The 18,666-nt window shown below is 41.7% G+C and carries 16 protein-coding genes; 11 read left to right on the plus strand and 5 right to left on the minus strand.

Going from position 1 to position 18,666, the window contains the following annotated elements:
- Positions 1-129 precede the first annotated feature (129 nt).
- Positions 130-618 (plus strand): Cys-tRNA(Pro) deacylase, encoded by a 489-nt coding sequence (ybaK, locus tag AK825_RS00810; RefSeq protein WP_068033849.1) that lies wholly within the window; start codon positions 130-132, stop codon positions 616-618.
- Between the two features lie 112 nt (positions 619-730).
- Positions 731-1,105 carry a 5-carboxymethyl-2-hydroxymuconate Delta-isomerase gene (locus tag AK825_RS00815; RefSeq protein WP_068033853.1) on the plus strand — a complete coding sequence of 125 codons (375 nt, stop codon included), beginning with the start codon at positions 731-733 and terminating at the stop codon, positions 1,103-1,105.
- A 178-nt stretch (positions 1,106-1,283) separates the two neighbouring features.
- Here the strand turns inward: AK825_RS00815 and AK825_RS00820 are convergent, their stop codons facing one another.
- On the minus strand, positions 1,284-3,104 hold the full coding sequence (locus AK825_RS00820; RefSeq protein ID WP_068033855.1) for an acyl-CoA dehydrogenase C-terminal domain-containing protein: 1,821 nt from the start codon (positions 3,102-3,104) through the stop codon (positions 1,284-1,286).
- Between the two features lie 407 nt (positions 3,105-3,511).
- Between AK825_RS00820 and AK825_RS00825 the strand changes: the two genes are divergently transcribed.
- Positions 3,512-4,591 carry an FUSC family protein gene (locus AK825_RS00825; protein WP_068033857.1) on the plus strand — a complete coding sequence of 360 codons (1,080 nt, stop codon included), beginning with the start codon at positions 3,512-3,514 and terminating at the stop codon, positions 4,589-4,591.
- Between the two features lie 177 nt (positions 4,592-4,768).
- Here AK825_RS00825 and aroE read toward each other — a convergent pair whose 3' ends face one another.
- A complete protein-coding gene (gene aroE / locus AK825_RS00830; protein WP_068033868.1) occupies positions 4,769-5,638 on the minus strand; it encodes a shikimate dehydrogenase in 870 nt (289 codons plus the stop codon).
- Positions 5,639-6,215: 577 nt separating this feature from the next.
- On the opposite strand from aroE, the gene AK825_RS00835 reads away from it, so the two are divergent.
- Positions 6,216-6,896 carry a hypothetical protein gene (locus tag AK825_RS00835; RefSeq protein WP_227514091.1) on the plus strand — a complete coding sequence of 227 codons (681 nt, stop codon included), beginning with the start codon at positions 6,216-6,218 and terminating at the stop codon, positions 6,894-6,896.
- 2 nt (positions 6,897-6,898) lie between these two features.
- Entirely contained in the window at positions 6,899-7,942 is a 1,044-nt protein-coding gene (locus AK825_RS00840; protein ID WP_082787122.1) for an aminotransferase class IV, read from the plus strand.
- A gap of 8 nt (positions 7,943-7,950) precedes the next feature.
- On the opposite strand, the gene AK825_RS00845 is transcribed toward AK825_RS00840, so the two are convergent.
- Complete coding sequence (locus tag AK825_RS00845) at positions 7,951-8,781, minus strand: site-specific DNA-methyltransferase (protein WP_068033876.1); 831 nt, start codon at positions 8,779-8,781, stop codon at positions 7,951-7,953.
- A 2-nt stretch (positions 8,782-8,783) separates the two neighbouring features.
- Positions 8,784-9,032 (minus strand): hypothetical protein, encoded by a 249-nt coding sequence (locus AK825_RS00850; protein WP_068033878.1) that lies wholly within the window; start codon positions 9,030-9,032, stop codon positions 8,784-8,786.
- Between the two features lie 95 nt (positions 9,033-9,127).
- On the opposite strand from AK825_RS00850, the gene AK825_RS00855 reads away from it, so the two are divergent.
- From AK825_RS00855 to tmk, 5 genes are all read left to right on the plus strand, one after another.
- A complete protein-coding gene (locus AK825_RS00855; RefSeq protein ID WP_068033881.1) occupies positions 9,128-9,379 on the plus strand; it encodes a helix-turn-helix transcriptional regulator in 252 nt (83 codons plus the stop codon).
- On the plus strand, positions 9,363-10,199 hold the full coding sequence (locus tag AK825_RS00860) for a DNA adenine methylase (protein WP_068033883.1): 837 nt from the start codon (positions 9,363-9,365) through the stop codon (positions 10,197-10,199). The genes AK825_RS00855 and AK825_RS00860 overlap by 17 nt, the downstream gene beginning before the upstream one ends.
- Positions 10,192-11,529, plus strand: a complete 1,338-nt coding sequence (locus tag AK825_RS00865) for an AAA-associated domain-containing protein (RefSeq protein ID WP_068033885.1) — start codon at positions 10,192-10,194, stop codon at positions 11,527-11,529. Before AK825_RS00860 ends, AK825_RS00865 begins: the two co-directional genes overlap by 8 nt.
- A gap of 82 nt (positions 11,530-11,611) precedes the next feature.
- Positions 11,612-12,877: an endolytic transglycosylase MltG gene (gene mltG, locus AK825_RS00870; protein WP_068033887.1), complete on the plus strand. Its 1,266-nt coding sequence runs from the start codon at positions 11,612-11,614 to the stop codon at positions 12,875-12,877.
- Between the two features lie 88 nt (positions 12,878-12,965).
- Positions 12,966-13,673 carry a dTMP kinase gene (gene tmk / locus AK825_RS00875; protein ID WP_068033890.1) on the plus strand — a complete coding sequence of 236 codons (708 nt, stop codon included), beginning with the start codon at positions 12,966-12,968 and terminating at the stop codon, positions 13,671-13,673.
- A 192-nt stretch (positions 13,674-13,865) separates the two neighbouring features.
- Here the strand turns inward: tmk and AK825_RS00880 are convergent, their stop codons facing one another.
- A complete protein-coding gene (locus tag AK825_RS00880; RefSeq protein WP_068033898.1) occupies positions 13,866-16,244 on the minus strand; it encodes a sodium:proton antiporter in 2,379 nt (792 codons plus the stop codon).
- A gap of 823 nt (positions 16,245-17,067) precedes the next feature.
- Here AK825_RS00880 and AK825_RS00885 point away from each other — a divergent pair.
- Positions 17,068-18,522: a Do family serine endopeptidase gene (locus AK825_RS00885; RefSeq protein ID WP_082787123.1), complete on the plus strand. Its 1,455-nt coding sequence runs from the start codon at positions 17,068-17,070 to the stop codon at positions 18,520-18,522.
- The last annotated feature ends 144 nt before the right edge of the window (positions 18,523-18,666 follow it).

Consider the following 18,666-nt stretch of genomic DNA (forward strand, 5'->3'; position numbering starts at 1 on the left):
ATTTAACTTGTCCAATGTTTTAATCATCCAATGAGTAATGGGGCAAGGAGCAGGGTTTTGGCGCAGAGTAAGTGAATCGGGTTTAACGAGAATACCTATTTTTTAATGTGAGTTTAACGTGAGTACCTTATGACTCCTGCTATTAAAATTGCCAAACAGCGTCGCCTTGATTATCAGCTGCACGAATATACTCATGACAGTAGTGCAGCGTCTTTTGGCTTAGAAGCTGCTGAAAAGCTCGGTGTGAAAGCTGAGCAAGTGTTCAAAACGTTGGTGGTAGAAACGGATGCTGGCACGTTAGCTGTTGCTCTTGTACCAGTTGATAATACATTGAACTTTAAAAAAATGGTCAAAGCGCTATCTGTTGATAAAGTGCTGCCCTGTAAAAAAGTACAAATGGCAGACCCCAAAAAAGTCGCACGTAGTACGGGCTATGTGTTGGGCGGTGTCAGTCCGCTGGGGCAAAAAAAGCGTTTAATAACAATAATAGATATATCGGCTAAAGACCAATCAACCATTTATGTCAGTGCTGGGCGTCGTGGGCTTGAGATTGAGTTGCCACCATCGCAACTAGCCGAAACGCTTAGCGCTCGTTTTGAAGATATAACCGATGGCTGATAATTAGTTAAGTATTAAGTCATTGCCGCGACAAATAATTAAACATGCTAAGACTTTATTCATAGACAAAGCTTTTTAGTCATTAAATTTCACTCATTATAAGGATAGGTTCATGCCACATTTAACCATTCAAGCAACGCCTAATGTCAGTATCCCTCACGAAGAGTCGTTACTCAAATCTCTAAATAAAGTGCTATGGGATAGTGGTCACTTCGGTAAACCGACTGATATTAAAGCGCGGATAATCCCTATCGAAACGTTTTTGGTAGGAGTTGAAGATGATGAGCAGGCACATGGTTTTATTTACGCGCACTTAAAATTGATGCCAGGACGTGACAGTAGTGTCCGTGAGCAGTTGGCACAACTACTAACGACCACGATAGAGGAGGTATTAAGCAAGGAGCAATCGGGACGCGCGGCGCTACAAATATGCGTCGAGGTAGAAGAGATTAGTCCTATTTATCAAAAGAAAATTCTCGGTAGCTAATATTTTCTACAACTTCTTATTATGACTATAATCAGCGAACCTTTGAGATTTTATTATCAATAGTTAAGTACAAAAGTTAAGCACAAAAAAGCGCCCAGCTATTGATAAGCTGGGCGCTTTTTACTTTTCTTAAGTTTGGTTAAGCTTAGGTTCAATAAAGCCGAGGCTTTACTCAATCTTAGTCTAAGAAAGCAAAGTTCTCAATATCCATCGCTGTCATACTTTCACTTGGCGCAACCATACTTTCGGCATGACCTGAAGTACGTGGCAAGATTTTGTCAAAGTAAAACTCTGCGGTTTGGATTTTGGCTTTATAGAATTCTGGCGATTCAGCGCCGCCGTTTTCTAGCTTGTCATAGGCCACTGCCGCCATACGTGCCCAATGATAACCCATCATGGCGTAGCCTGAATACATCAAGAAGTCTTCTGACGCTGCTGAGATGATTTCACGGTCTTTACGTGCCATCAGCATCAAGCGTACCGTAAGCGTATTCCACTCTGCACATAACTTAGTCAACGCCCAAACGAATTTACGCATATCTTTATCAAGTGCATACTCACCGCACCATTTCATGATGCTTGAAGTATAGTCACGAATGATTTTACCTTTTGACTGCAAGATAACCTTACGGCCTAATAAATCAAGCGCCTGTACGCCAGTCGTGCCTTCATACAAGGTTGCGATACGTGCATCACGAGCGATTAGCTCCATACCCCATTCTTTAATGTAGCCGTGACCACCGTAGATTTGCTGACCGTGTTTGGCTGCTTCGATACCTAGTTCGGTCAAGAAGCCTTTTAGGATTGGCGTATAAAAGCCTAGTTTGTCATCCCATTTTTCGAACTCTTCATCATCACCATTAGCCACGCCTTGTGCCATCTTATCCGCATAACGTGCTGAGTGATAAATCATTGAACGACCGCCTTCAGCAAAGGCTTTTTGGGTCAACAGCATACGACGTACGTCAGCATGATGAATGATAGCATCTGCAACTTTTTCAGGATCTTTAGTACCTGATAGGGCGCGCATAGAGCGACGCTCTTTGGCATAAGGTAGGGCATTTTGGAATGACAGCTCAGTATGTGCCAGACCTTGAATACCAGTACCAATACGAGCGGTGTTCATAAAGGTGAACATCGCTTTAAGGCCTTTATTCGGCTCACCAATTAGATAACCAACAGCACTATCAAAGTTCAATACACAAGTTGATGAAGAGCTGATACCCATTTTGTGCTCGATAGAACCACAAGTCACGCCATTACGCTCGCCAACTTCGCCTTCAGCATTAGGCAAGAATTTTGGTACGATAAATAGCGAGATACCGCGTGTGCCTTCAGGAGCATTAGGTAGGCGTGCTAATACAATGTGAACGATGTTTTCGGTTAAATCATGCTCACCGCTTGAGATAAAGATTTTGGTACCGCTAAGCTTATAGCTACCATCTTCTTGCGGGATTGCTTTCGACTTAACTTGTCCCAAATCTGTACCACACTGTGGCTCAGTTAGGCACATAGTACCTGCCCATGAGCCGTCAACCAGCTTGTGCAAGTACGTCTGTTTTTGCTCGTCAGTACCGTATTGCATCAATGTATTGATACAACCTGTCGATAGACCAGGGTACATTGCCCAAGGCCAGTTGGCCGTACCAATCATCTCAGACTTGATTAGGTTGATGGACATTGGCAAGTTCATGCCGCCGTACTCTTCAGGATAAGAAATCCCTTGCCAGCCACCTTCTATAAACTGGTTATAAGCTTCTTTAAAGCCTTTTGGCGTCGTTACTTCGCCGTTTTCAAAATGACAACCTTCTTCATCAGCAGGCTGATACAGAGGGGCTAAAACGTTTTCTGAAAAGTCAGCCATACCTTGTAAGATCATATCGATCGTTTCAGGGTCAGCATTTGCGCCGTTGTCTAAATCTTTATAGTGAGTTTGAAAGTCAAAAACATCATTAATCAAAAACTTAATGTCACGTAAAGGAGCTTTGTAAGTTAACATAGTCGGTCTCTTTAGTTAGTTTGTTTTAGCATTACTAGTAGCTAATTTTCATAAGTTTTTAGTAGGTCTAAAGGTAAAAGGGGTTAAGCATTGCTTGCTTATTATATTTATGGTCAAAGGTTACTTAGCAAAACGACATGCTATGGGAATATTATTAGTATAAATGTTCTGTTAGGACAAATATACAATACATAATTAATATTCATGACTGAAAGGTATAAGTATTAATTTAATTTATGATTGATGAGTTAATACCTAGTAAGCGTAGAATTGTAAGCGTGGAATTGCTGTCATCAAAATCATCTTGGTAAATTAACAACTAGCAGATTGAAGTAAAGTAATTGATTTAGAATAATAATTTATGACCGTATCAGGTCTTTATATAGCTAAGACAGAGGATTGAGCAAATGCTCGCTTATATCAAACACTTAATCCGTGGGGAGCTTGACCATCTGTTGTCTGTCAATCAGAGTCGTCGCCCGTGGCACATGCCGATTATCGCCGCTATTTCCATTAGCTTTCCAGTCTTTGTGGGCGCTTACTTTGGCGTACTACCTGCAGGAATTAAGGCCTCGTTAGGGGCAATGGTTATATTAAACCTGCCCTTCGCAGGCTCGTTGCCTTATCGTTTGGTGACGGTGATGGCATGGAGCTTTGCAATGACGTTGTGCTTTGCGCTTGGGCTGATTGCGCAGCAAATTCCAGTGATCAAGCTGCCAGTATTTGCGCTCATAGCTTTTGGGGTTGTCGTCTTTGGGCGTTATTATCGTCAGCCACCGCCCGCAGGCTTGTTCGTCATGATGGCAGGTGCTATTGCCTTATTTATCCCTGTATCAGCTGAGCAAATACTGTCAGCGACAGGGCTTGTGATGTTGGGTAGTGGTTTTTCGATGTTTATGGCGCTTTTGTATACGCTATTTTTATTAGCAACGCGTGCCTCTACTTCTGTGCCCGTCTATAGTTATGAGCCAGACACGATTAGCGACAGCATGATCGTTGCAAGCTTTGTCAGCTTGGCATTACTGATAGCAGTAGTGCTGGATATGCCTTATCCCTATTGGGCAGCGGTCAGCTGTTTTATTATTATCCAAGGCATACAGATGCGTACGATATGGATTAAACAGCTCCATCGTTTATTAGGTACGCTAGTAGGAATGGCGGTCGCTGGTTGGATGCTGTCTTGGAACTTATCAAGGTGGGAGGTGGCGCTGGCAATATTTCTTATGATGCTTTGTATTGAGTCGCTGGTCGATCGTCATTATGGGCTAGCAGTGATACTTATCACGCCCTTGACGATATTTATCGCCGAGTATGGCAGTGTTACCTCGCTTGCGCAGGCGAGTGTTGAAGAAGTCATTCGTGCACGGATGTTCGATACTGCGTTGGGCTGCGTGGTGGGTTTGAGTGGAGGTTTGGCAATACATTCAGCAAAGCTACGAGCACCGCTAAGACGTATAGAGAAATGGCTATTAGTACGCTTTGCTTAGGCACAATAATAGCATTCTGCTGGTATAAATTTTTCGCTCTTGCTGTAACTCGGATAGGCAGACAGACTCTAAACTAGTTTTGAAGCTTCGAAAAATTTAACCCAGCAGTATCAGATTTTTTTAAATTGAATCACTGATATTTATCATCTATATTTACTATCATTACCGTCATCATTTCTACTTTGATGCTTGCTTCAATATCTCAGTCGCTTTCACTACATCAATAGTATGAGCGGTCCAACGCTCAAAACTTAACGCAGCTTGTCCGATTAGCATTCCGTAGCCATCTGAAGTTTGCGCACCGCGCGCTGCGAAATGCTGTAAAAAGGGCAGGGCGCGTCCATACATCATGTCATAGGCATAATGGCAGTTTAAATCATCAGCGATAGGTAAAGTGTCATCTGACAATCCGATAGAAGTCGCATTAATAATTAGGTCAAATTGTCCAGTCAGCTCAGTCGTCGCGCAAGTTTCAATCGCATGCTTGTTAATCGCATCGCTTGCTGCACTAAGCTCTTCCACTAAAACTTCAGCTTTATTCAAGGTACGATTAGCGATAGTCAGCTGTCCAATACCAGCTTGGATAAGTGGCAATATCACGCCGCGTGCAGCACCGCCTGCGCCAATGATAGCGACACGTGCTTGCGCAAGCGGCCAGCCTAAGCTGATGATATGATTGACCAAGCCTTGACCATCAGTATTATCACCATATAGCGCATTAATTTTTTGCAAATGATCTTTTTGTGATTCGTCACTTTTTAACAGCAGCGTATTGACTGCGCCTGCGACACGCGCATGTTCAGATAACCCGCCCTTTGATTCGCATAATGCATAAGCGAGCTGTTTAAAGGGTACTGTCACGTTGGCGCCCACACCGCCACCATTAAAAAACGCTTCAACCACCGCGCCAAAGCTAGCAGTATCATCAGGACAATATTGGCGCTGGTAGCTGATATCAATACCAGCTTGTGCCGCAAATACTTGATGAATCTCTGGGGATTTACTGTGGGCAATAGGGTTGCCAATAACGATAAAGTGCTGGGTCATAGGTTGTCCACTAGCTATATAGTCAATTCAAAATAATAGAAGTACGTTTACTGCTGGTATAAATTTTCCTCGCTTGCTGTGCGCTTTGCCAGACAGAGGCTTCGTAAAATTCATCCTAGCAGCCCAGTGCTCTTCTTAAATTGAATCCATGATAACAAAGAAATAATAAGGGGCAAAAGATAGAAAAAACAATCAAAACTTACTCATCATAGGGGATAACAATATTTTTAACAAATTTGTACCCTCTAGGATTGTTATCCGTAACGTAAAGGCTAGTCAAGCGCAAGGCAGTTGGGTACACTGTTTACATGACAGCACTAAAATTACGACATTGGATGTCAGGACGATGACCGAAGAGCAAGCCTACAAATGGCGCATTTATTGCATGATTAATGTACGAATTATGGCAGATATATGGTGCTTTGTTATGCAGGTTATTTATCGCCGTCATTCATTATATCGATAGCCTATTATATTAATAATGAGTTTTTTATTAATAACGCACCGTGTTAACAACCATTCTTTATTAGCAGCAGCATTTCTAGCAGCTTGTTAATATAATTTAGACCCAAAAAGTGTGAGTAAATTGCCCATGTGGAATAACAGCCTACAGACCTTTGCGGTCGGTATAATGATGGCAGCTGGCGTATCATTGAGCGCATGTAATGGCTCAACGAAAGACACCAACTCTGAGGTTGCCTCTGACAATACAACCGAGCAAGCCAAACCTGCACAGGCAAGCCCTACGCCAGAAGCGGACTTAGATGGTGCGACAGCCCAGCAAGGCAGTCCAGTCAAGTATAATGTCTCGTCATGGGGTAGCAAACAAGTCCAGCCTGTAAGCATACAAGAAGTCGATCAAATCAAAACAACGTTTGGTAAAGTCGTTTCTACCGATGAAAACAGCTTGGACTATGCCAGTAATCCTGCCACCAAATACCGCTTTATGGATACGGATGCGCCTTATCTAGATTTGATTGACTCGGAAAAATACCTCGAGATTGGTTGGTATTATGCCAATCCTACTGACTCAGATAAAGAAAAAGAGCTCAGCAAAGCGCATGCCAAAAAGTCTTATCAACTCGCGCGCCAGCTTATGGGTGATGAGGGCGGCAAGGTTCTATCAGATATGCTCAGTGGTCAAATCATAAAAAATAAAACCACGGGCGGTCAAAAAATAGAGCTGGGTAAGTGCGAGTTTTATAGCTGTATGTTGGTACTAAATAAGTCGGGTGAGCAACAAGCGGACGCCAGCTAGATATGACAGCTGAATCCAATAGCAATCAGTTCAATAGCAATGTATCTAAATGGCAGCGTCTACATCCGCAGTCTCATGCACTGGACGCGACTATAGATAGCACTATGCTAACGCCAGACAATCGCGGATTGGCTTATGGAGATGGGTTTTTTACTACCATAGGTGTCATTGACGGCTTGATATTGTGGCAAGACTATCATTACCAAAGACTTGTCTCTCATGCTCATGCATTACAACTAGCTGTCGATAGCGACTCGCTACTGGCCACTTTGCAAGCTCATGCTCAGCAGCTACAGCAAGGTGTAATAAAAGTTATCATCACGCGTGCTGTACAAACTGTGCGCGGTTATGGTTTTGTCGCAAATGTGGCTGCTAGCCCTTGTGAAGTCTGGTGTAAAGCAACGGCTATGATTATTAATACGGCTCAGCATACCTATCTACCAGACGGGCGCAGTATATTAATACAACCCCCGACATCAGCTGTATGTTTAACCGCACAACTTGCTTGCTTGCCGCCATCTCTAGCTGGTCTCAAAAGCCTTAACCGACTTGATAGTGTGCTTGCTAGCGGTGAGTTACAACTTATAAAAGCTACATTGTTAGAATCTGAGGCAGAATTAAGCTTTGATAAAGGGTTAGACGTTGGTGAAGGATTGGTGCGTGATATGAGCGGTAGTTGGGTGGAAGGCACGATGAGTAATGTCTTTTATCAACTGTCAGCTTCGCAATTGGCAAACAATGCGCAATCGCTAGAAAATTTTGCCACTAGTGAAAATTCTTATTCAAATAACGATGTAAATAATGATGCAAGCTACTCGCTAGCCGGACAGTGGTTTACACCGCCATTGAATCAATCAGGTGTCGCTGGGGTGATGCGCCAAGTCATTATTGACGCTTTAGCTAAGACTGAGACGCCAGTTATCATGCGTGCGTTAAATGATGATGATTTGCCAAATTTACGTGGTTTACTCTTTTGCAATGCCCTGCGTGGTGTCATGCCAGTGACAAGTCTGACTTTGCTGTCGGGTAAGGTAGTTCGTTTTTAGTAAGCTATTTATTCATCAGTTGTCTTATTCAATAGCCGATAAAAATGCTGCTTAAAAAAGTCTTTTTTACCCTCTACTTGCAGCTCTTCATAGCGTGCTTGACTAAGCTGTAGATATTCTAGTTCTTTATCAATTCCGATAAATTGTCGTCCTAAAACATTGCTAGCGATACCTGTAGTTGCAGATCCACAAAAAGGATCGAGAATAACGGCATCCTTTTTGGTAGACGCTAGGATAATTTGTGCTAGTAGTGCTAATGGCTTTTGAGTAGGGTGCTTGCCGCAGGACTTTTCCCATTTGGCAACGGCAGGTAGTCGCCATACGTCTTTCATTTGTTTATCGGCATTTAATCTTTTCATCAAATCATAATCAAAGTGATGTGGCACTTTTGGATGTTTGCGTGCCCAAATTACAAATTCAGTCGAATGGGTAAAAAACCGACAAGAAAAATTGGGCGGTGGATTAGTCTTTTCCCATGTTACGACATTTAATATCTTAAAACCGAGCTGCGGTAAAATACGACCTAAAGTAAAAATATTATGATGCGTACCGCTGACCCAAATAGTTGCATTGTCAGCCATTTTTTCACGCACTGCTGCTAACCATTCATAAGTAAAAGCATTAGCGTCATCATCACTGATTAGCTTGTCCCATTGACCTTTATTTACCGATTGAATCCTACCATTCTTTACAGTCAAGCCATCATTGGATAGAAAGTAAGGTGGATCAGCGAAGACCATATTTATTTCTTTATCTATCCGAGGAATAACTGTCAAACAATCACCCTTTAATAAGTTAAAATCTAAATTATCACTTTCAAAAAACGAATGACTTTCCATGTCTATTCCAGCATATCGGCTAAAAAGTAAAGGAGGTTGGATAGATTGAATTCTCCTTCTGAAAAACCATACTGCCCACATTCGTCTGGAATAACAACAGTTTGACCAACAAATCTTTGATCTTCACTAATAATACGTAGCAGATTTACTAATTCATCTCTAACTATCACATGATTCGCTTTATCTAGGGAGTCATCAGGTGCTGATGAGTTAGTATTAATATTGATTGTAATATTTTCTATACTTATCATAGCCGACACTCTTTAATGATACTTATTGTATGTAGACTTATTGTATACAAAATATAGCATGAGTCAAACAAAAAATCATAATATATGTGTCTTCTATGAAAGAAAAAATTCTATGTGATTTTGGTGAAAGAATACGCCAGCTTCGAAAGAAAGATAATTTGAGTCAAGAACAATTAGCTGAGAGAACAGGCTTCCATCGTACTTATATAGGTATGGTTGAGCGTGGTGAACGTAACCCTGCTTTGGTAAATATTAAAGTTTTTGCAGATAGTCTTAATGTAAGTTTATCTACTTTATTTGATGATAAATCATTCGAGAAAGAGGTTAAGAATGGCAAAGAAAAATAAGTTAGTAATGCCTTTCCTAAAGTGGGTTGGAGGAAAAAGGCAGCTTATAACTGAAATTGAGCCGCTACTACCTAGTCGTATTTCTACTTATTACGAGCCTTTTGTTGGTGGAGGAGCAGTATTTCTTCACATGCAGCCGAAAAGGGCAGTAATTAATGATTATAACTCTGAACTTATTAACGTTTACGAAACTATTAGAGATGATGTTGATAAGCTAATTGAACATTTAGCTATTCATAAAAATGACTCTGAATACTTTTATCAAATAAGGGCTTTAGATAGACAAGAAGGGTTTGATGAGTTATCTAAAGTGGAACGTGCATCACGTGTCATCTACCTTAACAAAACCTGCTTCAATGGGCTGTACAGGGTTAATAGTTCAGGTGAGTTCAATACTCCTTTTGGACGCTACAAGAATCCTAATATAATCAATGAAACAGTACTTCATGCGGTAAGCCATTATCTTAAGGAAAATGATATAAAGCTACGTAGTGTAGACTTTGAGGACGCTTTGAGAGGAGCACGTAAAGGTTCATTTGTGTATCTTGATCCGCCTTATGATCCTGTCTCAAAGAGTTCAAACTTTACAGGTTATGTTCAAGGTGGTTTTGGTGATGATGAGCAATTAAGGCTTAGAGACACTTGTATTAATCTGGACAAAAAAGGAATTAATTTCCTTTTATCTAATTCTGCTACTGCATTTATGAAAGATTTATATAAAGATTTTCAAATAACTGAAGTGGGAGCTAGTAGAAGTATCAATTCTGTAGGAAGTAAACGAGGTGAGGTTAAAGAAATTTTGGTAAGAAATTATGAGTAATACAAAGAATGACGACGCATGGGAGAAGATTTTCGAGAAAGATAGACTGTTAGAAAAGTTAGAATCCGAAGGTGAGTTTATCATAACCTCTGAAAGAATTAACGATATAAGACAGTCTAGATTGATGACCAAATTTGATTCTAGAAAAGATTTGCCTCGAATATTTAAAGATAATAAATTATCAATTTTGCCAATCAGTAGAGGAAGTTATAAGGTTGGAAAGTTTGATATATTCCATGATTTTGAAGACTATGATACTCCTAAAAGAACGGATAAAATTCAAGAACAAAATTTTCCGAATTTCATTGAAACTATAAATCCAAATTTAATCACTAGCGAGTCAACAGCTATACTTTGTGCAGATTTGTGCTCGATTTTAAGTGACTTTACAGAAGCAGACGAGCTGTACAGTACAATAAGTGGTCGAATGGGTTCAGGAGATTTCAATTTTCAAATTGATGAGCTACATAGATCTTTTGATTTCGAAGTAAGAGGTTCACAAATAGAAATTGATGCTGGATATGAGACTCACGATAGTATATATCTTGTAGAAGCCAAGAATGTTCTTTCAAAAGACTTTGTAGTTAGACAGGTTTATTACCCGTATAGAACATGGCTCAATAAAGGATTAAATAAAAAAATTAGAAACATTTATCTAACGTATTCAAATGGGATTTTTTATACGAGAGAATATTTATTCGAGGATTTCTCTAATCCTAAATCTATCAAGCTAGTAAAATCCTCAAGATATTCCATAATAAACAAAGAGCTAACTGTAGAGTATTTGAAGGAGTTGCTAAAAGGGCATTTACCCAAACCCAATAGTCAGGGTGCTCCATTTCCTCAAGCAGACGATTTTAATAAAGTAGTAAATCTATGTGAAGAACTTGCAAAAACGTGTTCCAGCTATTCGGGAGAAGATGTTCATGAGAACGATGAGCGAGGGCTCCATAAGAAAGAAATAGCTGATATCTATGACTTTGATCGAAGACAAGCTGATTATTATGCGAATGCTGCAAGATATCTAGGTCTTGTATCAATAGAAAGAGGTATTGTCCGTCTTACTGAGCTTGGGAGAGAAGTAATACAGCTACCACTCACCAAGAAGCAAATTAAATTTGTAGAGCTTATTTTATCATGTAAACCTTTTGCTGAAGTTCTAAAGTTATATTTAAAGAAGACAGGAAACTTATCTATTGATGATGTTCAAGATACTGTAGAAGCATGCAATGTTGAGAATCTTAATAGGAATTCAGATACTTTTTACAGAAGATGCCTTACTGTCAAAAGTTGGGTAGAATGGATATTTACTCAAGTTAAAGAAAGTTGAAAGTATAAGTAACAATGAAATAACATTGAAAATCACACGGTTCAGTGCTAAATTCTAGCAAACATCTGCCTCGCGAGTTGCCATGAGCAAGCCTACACCTGAAACGCCTCCTGAACGTCCTAATGATACTCCATCAGATAAGCAAGATGGCACTATCAACGATCCTGCTAAGACACCTCAAGACTCTGAACCAGATAATAAAGTACCTGCGACAGATATTTCGCTTGTCAATGGTAAAAATTCCCCGCGCAAGTACAAAAAAGACAATCAATCGTTTTTTATGCAGCGTGGCTATCAGATTTTATTAGTCTTAGGCTTGATAGCCGCGTTTTTATTGGTGATGGTTTATCAGACGTTATTTGGTCGTATCGATCAGCCTGAGCAGATGGTTACGATTGAGCAGGGTGACACTTATTACGGCTTGCTACCACAGTGGCAACAGCAAATTCCGCTGTTTTCCGCCAGTATTGCCAAGTTTTACATCAAGTCGCAAATAGATGCGCCACTGCATGCAGGTATCTATCAATTGCCGGAAAACCCGACGATAGCAGAAGCATTGCAAATCTTGCAACAAGGCGCAAAGGTAGCGATGGTAAAGGTACAAATCATCGAAGGCAAAACAGCGGGCGATTTGTATCAGACCTTACGTGACAACCCTGGTATTACCAAGGAGGTGCTGACCGCTGATAGCGACAATGCCAGTATCGCACAAGCATTGGATTTGGCTGGCATATTGCCTGACGCGGTGACTAACAGTAATGACCCTATCGTAAGCTACAACCTTGAAGGTTGGTTCACCCCTGATACCTATTATTATGGTGAAGGCGCGAGTGATAAGCAGGTGCTGACTGATTTGTATAAGCGTCAACAACAAGCGCTGACTCTCGCTTGGGAAAACCGCGCACCAGATTTGCCATATAAAACGCCTTATGAAGCACTGATTATGGCCTCCATTATCGAAAAAGAGACCAGTGTGCCTGAAGAGCGTGAGCTGGTGGCTGCGGTGTTCACCAATCGGTTGAATCAAGGGATGCGCATGCAGACGGATCCGACCATTATTTATGGTATGGGGAGTCGCTATGAGGGCAATATTCGCCGCAAAGATATCGACGAAAAAACATCGTACAACACTTATCAAATTGATGGCTTGCCACCAACGCCTATCGCTCTGCCATCTGCTGCTTCTATCGAAGCCACATTGCATCCTGCTGATAGCGAAGCCTTATATTTTGTAGCGACAGGTAACGGTGGTCATAAATTCACCAATAGCTTAGCTGATCATAATCAAGCGGTAAGAGACTACTTAAATGTGATGCGTGAAAAGAAATCACAAACGCCGCCGGAGTAGGTTGGTAGCAATCAGCCTTTGATGTAAAATTATAGTCATAGAAGAAATTTCACAGTAAGCAAAGATATTTGAAATACAAGGCAATACCATGTCAGCATCTATAAACGCACAATCGTCTCAACTGACTACTGATAAGGTAGCGTCTGACTTAGAAACTGTAGAGAAATTAGGGCGTTTTATTAGCTTTGAAGGTACCGAAGGCGTGGGGAAAACGACTGCCATTGAGCAGCTATGTACGCGTCTAGATGCGGCCGGTATTGATTGTCTGCGCACACGTGAGCCTGGCGGTAGTCCGTTCGCTGAGCGCCTGCGTACTATCTTGCTAGACCCGGCAACCAACATAAACGATGACACTGAGCTGTTGCTATTGTTTGCGGCTCGCTGCGATCATATGCAGCAAGTGATTTTACCCGCTTTGCAGCGCGGTACTTGGGTGATATGCGATCGTTTTACGGACTCTACTATTGCTTATCAAGGTTTTGGGCGTGCGCAGGGTGATAAGGCAGTATTAGCAAAGATTGATGCGCTCATTGAGCAGTTTATCCCAAGCTTGCCTGAGCTGACGCTGTGGCTTGATTTGCCAGTGTTGGAGGGCATGGCACGTGCAGGTAAGCGTAGTGTGGCTGATCGCTTTGAGCAGCAGGCGATGGATTTTTTTACCCAAGTGCATGCAGGGTTTACCGCGCTTGCTGCCGCACATCCTGAGCGTATTCATCGTATTGATGCCTCAGGTACTGTTGATGAAGTTGGTGCGCGTATATGGGAAGAGGTTGAGTCTCAGTTTAATATGGTTTAACGATGCTGTTATTCAACGCCCTGACTCAATGCTATGATTCTACGTGATAGGCAAATGTTCGACACGCTCTAATAGTTGGCAATTAATATCTGTTAACAAGCAATTATCAAACTAATAGATGTAAAAAACCCAGCTTGATAGCTGGGTTTTTTCTATTGCTTTAAAATAAAGTGAGCTTTAAGCAAGAGGCTTTTACTGCTTATCTGAACTGTCATTAGCTTCTATTTTAACGGTGTCAGTATCAGCAGTATTTTTATCCGTGTCAGGTAGACGGTTTGGATCCAACGACCCTTTCTTGTTTTTGGGTGCGCTGCCACTACCATTGGCATTGGCTTTTAACGTCGCCACTGAGCTGGATGCTTTATGCTCTGACTTTTTAGCCTCAGGATTTTTAACTTCTGTGCTTTTAGTTTCAGAATTTTTAGCATCAGAATTTTTAACTTCAGCGCTTTTAGCCTTTGGACGAGTAGGCTCTAGTTTAGCAGTCTCTAGGCTATTAGATGCAAGGCTAGCAGGATTTTCTTTGGCAGTAACTTTATCCAAATCCGTTAACGACTCTACCGCTGGTGCAACAGTTGGCTGATCCGATTTCTCACTCTGATCTTGATTCTGTTCAGTTAATTCAGCTTTAGTTTGCGTTTCAGCTGCGCCGTCTTGCTCAGCTTCATTATCTATACCCTCAATCAACTCTTTTTCTTTACGCTTTTCAGGCGCTTTTGAGTTGGCTTCAAAATGCGCATCAGCAACGGCACGTGCTTGTACCTGCTTGTGAGTGACATCTACTGGCTTTGGCTGTATATCATCATCGACGACCAAAGCGACCAGCTTACGATCCCGTGGCACATTACCATCGAACTTGTCCGTAATGACGCTCAGCTTACCTTCTTTATCAAGCGTATATAGTGGGACGTATTGCTTGTTGTCCGCTTTGTATTGCTCAAAAGTATAGCTGTCGGTAATGTTGGTAATCTTAATACGCGCTTTTTTAGATAACATGCTGGCAAGCTTGGTATAAGTGACATCTTTGCCAAATAACCACTGGGAATGAAAGTTTGCCTGTTTAGTATCACGCTCATTTTTGACTTTTTCGTCACTGAATTTAAGACGAAATATCTTTTGCTCACCAAACTCATGACGGTAATGAATCTCTGATAGCGTATTTAGCTCTTTATCTGTACTCATGGCAAATAGATGACCGATACCGATTAAGTCGAGATGGTGGTCAGCGTGATCTGAGACTGGATTACCGAAATAAGTACGCAGACCGCTCATACGAGCACCCGCGATGTTGGTATAGTTATTATGCGCAACAATTACATCGAAGCCTTGATCTCGCAGAGAAGTCGCGACTAATAATGCTATTGGATTGGAGCCAACGACCAAAATACCATTGGTGGCAGGCTCACGCACACCCAATAAGTTACCGACCATTTTTGCGCCCAAGCCTTGAATCATGACCGTACCGATAATGACCATAAAGACTAGCGGTACTAACAGCTCAACACCTTGAATATCATACTCTTGCAAACGAATAGCAAATAGGGAAGAGATGGCGGCGGCAACGATACCACGTGGGCCAATCCAACTAATCATCAGCTTTTCATTGGTTTTGAGATTAGAGCCAATGGAAGATGCCCAAACGGATAGTGGACGCGCTATGAACATAACGATGGCAAGTAATACAAGTCCTGCAAAACCTACACTCATCAAGCTTGCTAGCTCTACACGAGCAGCAAGAATAATAAATAATACAGAGATTAATAAAACGGTCAGCGACTCGTTAAATTCCAAAATCGTATCGCGTGGGAATTTTGGCCAGTTCGCAAGCGCAACGCCGAGTACCGTAACAGTTAAGAGACCAGATTCGTGCTCTAAGTGATTCGATACCGAAAATAGCACTAAAACAAAGGCAAGGGTGAAGACGTTACGCAGGAACTCAGGCACCATATGACGGCGCATTAAGAATGCTAATACCCACGCGCCCGCCATACCGAGTGCTGTCGCTAAGACAACAATTTTGGCAAATAGCAAGATACTGCTGGCCTCACCACCTGAGATAATGTACTCGTACACCAATACTACCGCAATCGCGCCGATAGGATCGATGATGATACCTTCCCATTTGAGGATATTAGAGATGGTTTTATTCGGACGCACACTACGCAGTAGCGGCATAATTACCGTCGGACCAGTCACACAGACTAGCGCCCCAAATAGCAGCGCAATGAGAGGATCGACATCGAACAACAGATAAGTCGATAATGCCACTATAGCAATGGTAATCAGTACGCCGACTGACACCAGCATCTGCACTACGGTACCATGCTGCTTGATTTCATCGAACTCTAGGGTCAACGAGCCTTCAAACAAAATAATTGCTACACCCAAAGAGATGATAGGGAACATAAGCTCGCCTAAAACCAAATCAGGGTCGAAGTAACCCAATACTGGACCGACAATAATGCCGATGAGTAACAAAAACAAAATGGACGGTTGCTTTAAGTACCAAGCCAACCATTGGGCGGCGATGCCGATCCCAACCACGCCGGATAACAATAGGGCGGTATCCATAAATTAATCCTTTTATAAGCTTGTCATACTGCATATACATTAGGGTATGCTTACAATCTAACAGCGGCTACTTGTAAACGTCAAATAGACCCTAAGTTTTGCTATAGCAAATGGTTATTGCAAACGGTTATAACGGTTTTATTTACCGCTAATCATCATAAAGGGTATTCAGGCCATAGGGTAATTGGCAAGAACAGTCGTAGAAATCAACATAATAGGAAAAAGCGTTCAGAGACCTATACAAGTCATCTGATAATGCACAAACAGATAGAGCGAAACAATAAAAGTAAAACCTATAACTTGATAAATTTATCAAAGAAATAAGTAGTTTTTATTGTAGACTTTTGTCTGTTATTTAAATTATTTGGCTTGTTATCATACCATGATTTAATTTTGCTTGTGTTAAACGCACTGCGCGTGTGGAGATATTAAGCTATTAATGACAATGTTTATTTACGATAAGCGGCATCACTTCATAAGGTGTTTTTTGTATATACTCATCTGTATACAAGGAAGCAGGTACGTAGCCATGACGAATGTTATCCTGCATAATGTAAACACGATAGAACAGTCACTAAGTTTTTCTAAGATAAGGATATCTTGAGAATGGGACAGAACTTATTCTGTAAGTGTATTGACTTATAGATAGTAATAAGAGTTAAGTGAATGTATAGCAGTCTTTGTGAGTAGACGTTTATTCAATAATAATGCAGATTGGTGTTTGATAGTTTAGTGAGAATAAGCTGACATCATCATATAAATGACTAAAACATAAAAAAATGAAACTCAAAATAATTGAACTTTAAAAACGGGGAATAATAATATGAAGAGTCAACCAATTGCTCATAGGATACAGCGCAAACTAAAGGCTAGCCTGCTAGCAGCTTCGTTAAGTACGGTTATGATTACAGCTGGTACAGTGGCTATCAGTGCAATGACTATCTCCAGCGCCCAAGCGGCGGTCATTACTGCTGATTTTTCTGATCTTGTCCAGCAAGTAACCCCAGGCGTGGCGCGCGTCAACGTTACCAAGACGGTCAGTGAAGCAGAGCTGGCTAAAGCCCAAACCGCTGACTTATTGCGTCAGTTCTTTGGTGACCGCATACGTATCCCTGAACAGGCAGCAACACCAGCAATTGAACATGCTTATGGCACGGCGTTTTTTGTGACATCTAACGGTTATATGCTGACCAATCATCATGTAGTGGAAGGCGCAGATAAAATTACCGTTACGCTAAATGATCGTACGGAGCTTGATGCCACATTGATTGGTAGTGATGAGCGCTCAGATGTAGCTGTGCTAAAAGTTTCAGGCAGTCAATTCCCAGCTTTGCCTATTGGCGATTCTAATATCATAAAAGTCGGTGAGCCAGTATTGGCAATTGGTTCTCCATTTGGCTTTGATTATTCGGCCTCTGCCGGAATCGTGAGCGCCAAGTCCCGTAGTTTTTCACGCGAGACCAGTGTGCCCTTTATTCAAACTGATGTAGCGCTCAATCCTGGTAACTCAGGCGGGCCATTATTTAACCAGCGCGGTGAAGTGATCGGCATTAACTCACGAATTTTTAGTGGTACAGGCGGCTATATGGGCTTATCGTTCTCTATCCCCATAGATGCTGCGATGGATATTTATGAGCAGCTCAAATCTAACGGTGAGGTAACGCGTGCTTACTTAGGTATTTATCCGCAGGATATAGATCGTAATTTGGCAGAGGTTTATAAGTTGGCACGGCCACAAGGTGCACTTTTGACCCGCGTATCGCCAGACTCGCCAGCTCAAAAGGCAGGACTTAAAACAGGCGATATTATCTTACAATATAACGATATCAAAATAATGCGAGCATCTGATCTCCTAAATCTCATTAACCGTGGCAAACCTAATGAGACGTTTCGTGCGCAAGTACAACGTGATGGTAAACAGCTGAACGTATCGGGTAAGCTTAGTCATGCGCCAAGTGATGTCCAAGCGCAAGGTCGCGATCAGCAAGATAATGAGGTGCGTGTAGGCTTGCGCTTACGTAACTTGACCCCTGAAGAGCAAGCGGAGCTAGCTACGGATGGTAAGACTGGCGTGCTAGTCACCGCGGTTGATCCAACAGGATTGGCGGCGCGTTCAGGTATCATGGCAGGGGACGTCATCACCAACTTACATCAAAAGCCTATTGCTAAAGCTGCAGATTTTTCTAGTGCTATCTCATCACTACCAACCAAGGGCGTTGTGACTATTGAAGTTATGCGTCAGGGTATACCAGCGATTATCGGTCTACGTATTGAGTAAGGTCAGTTGTGAAAGGACAGTAACGAATGATAGCTGATGGGGCTTGTTTATCGTGGACATCGCCCCTTATAATGGCTGGTTTTTTATCATAAGTTAGTATTAGGGTTTTTTATTTTTGTACGTCTATATTATAGCTAGGTATTC

Origin of the sequence: Psychrobacter sp. P11G5 (genome assembly GCF_001593305.1) — a bacterium.
Taxonomy (GTDB): domain Bacteria; phylum Pseudomonadota; class Gammaproteobacteria; order Pseudomonadales; family Moraxellaceae; genus Psychrobacter.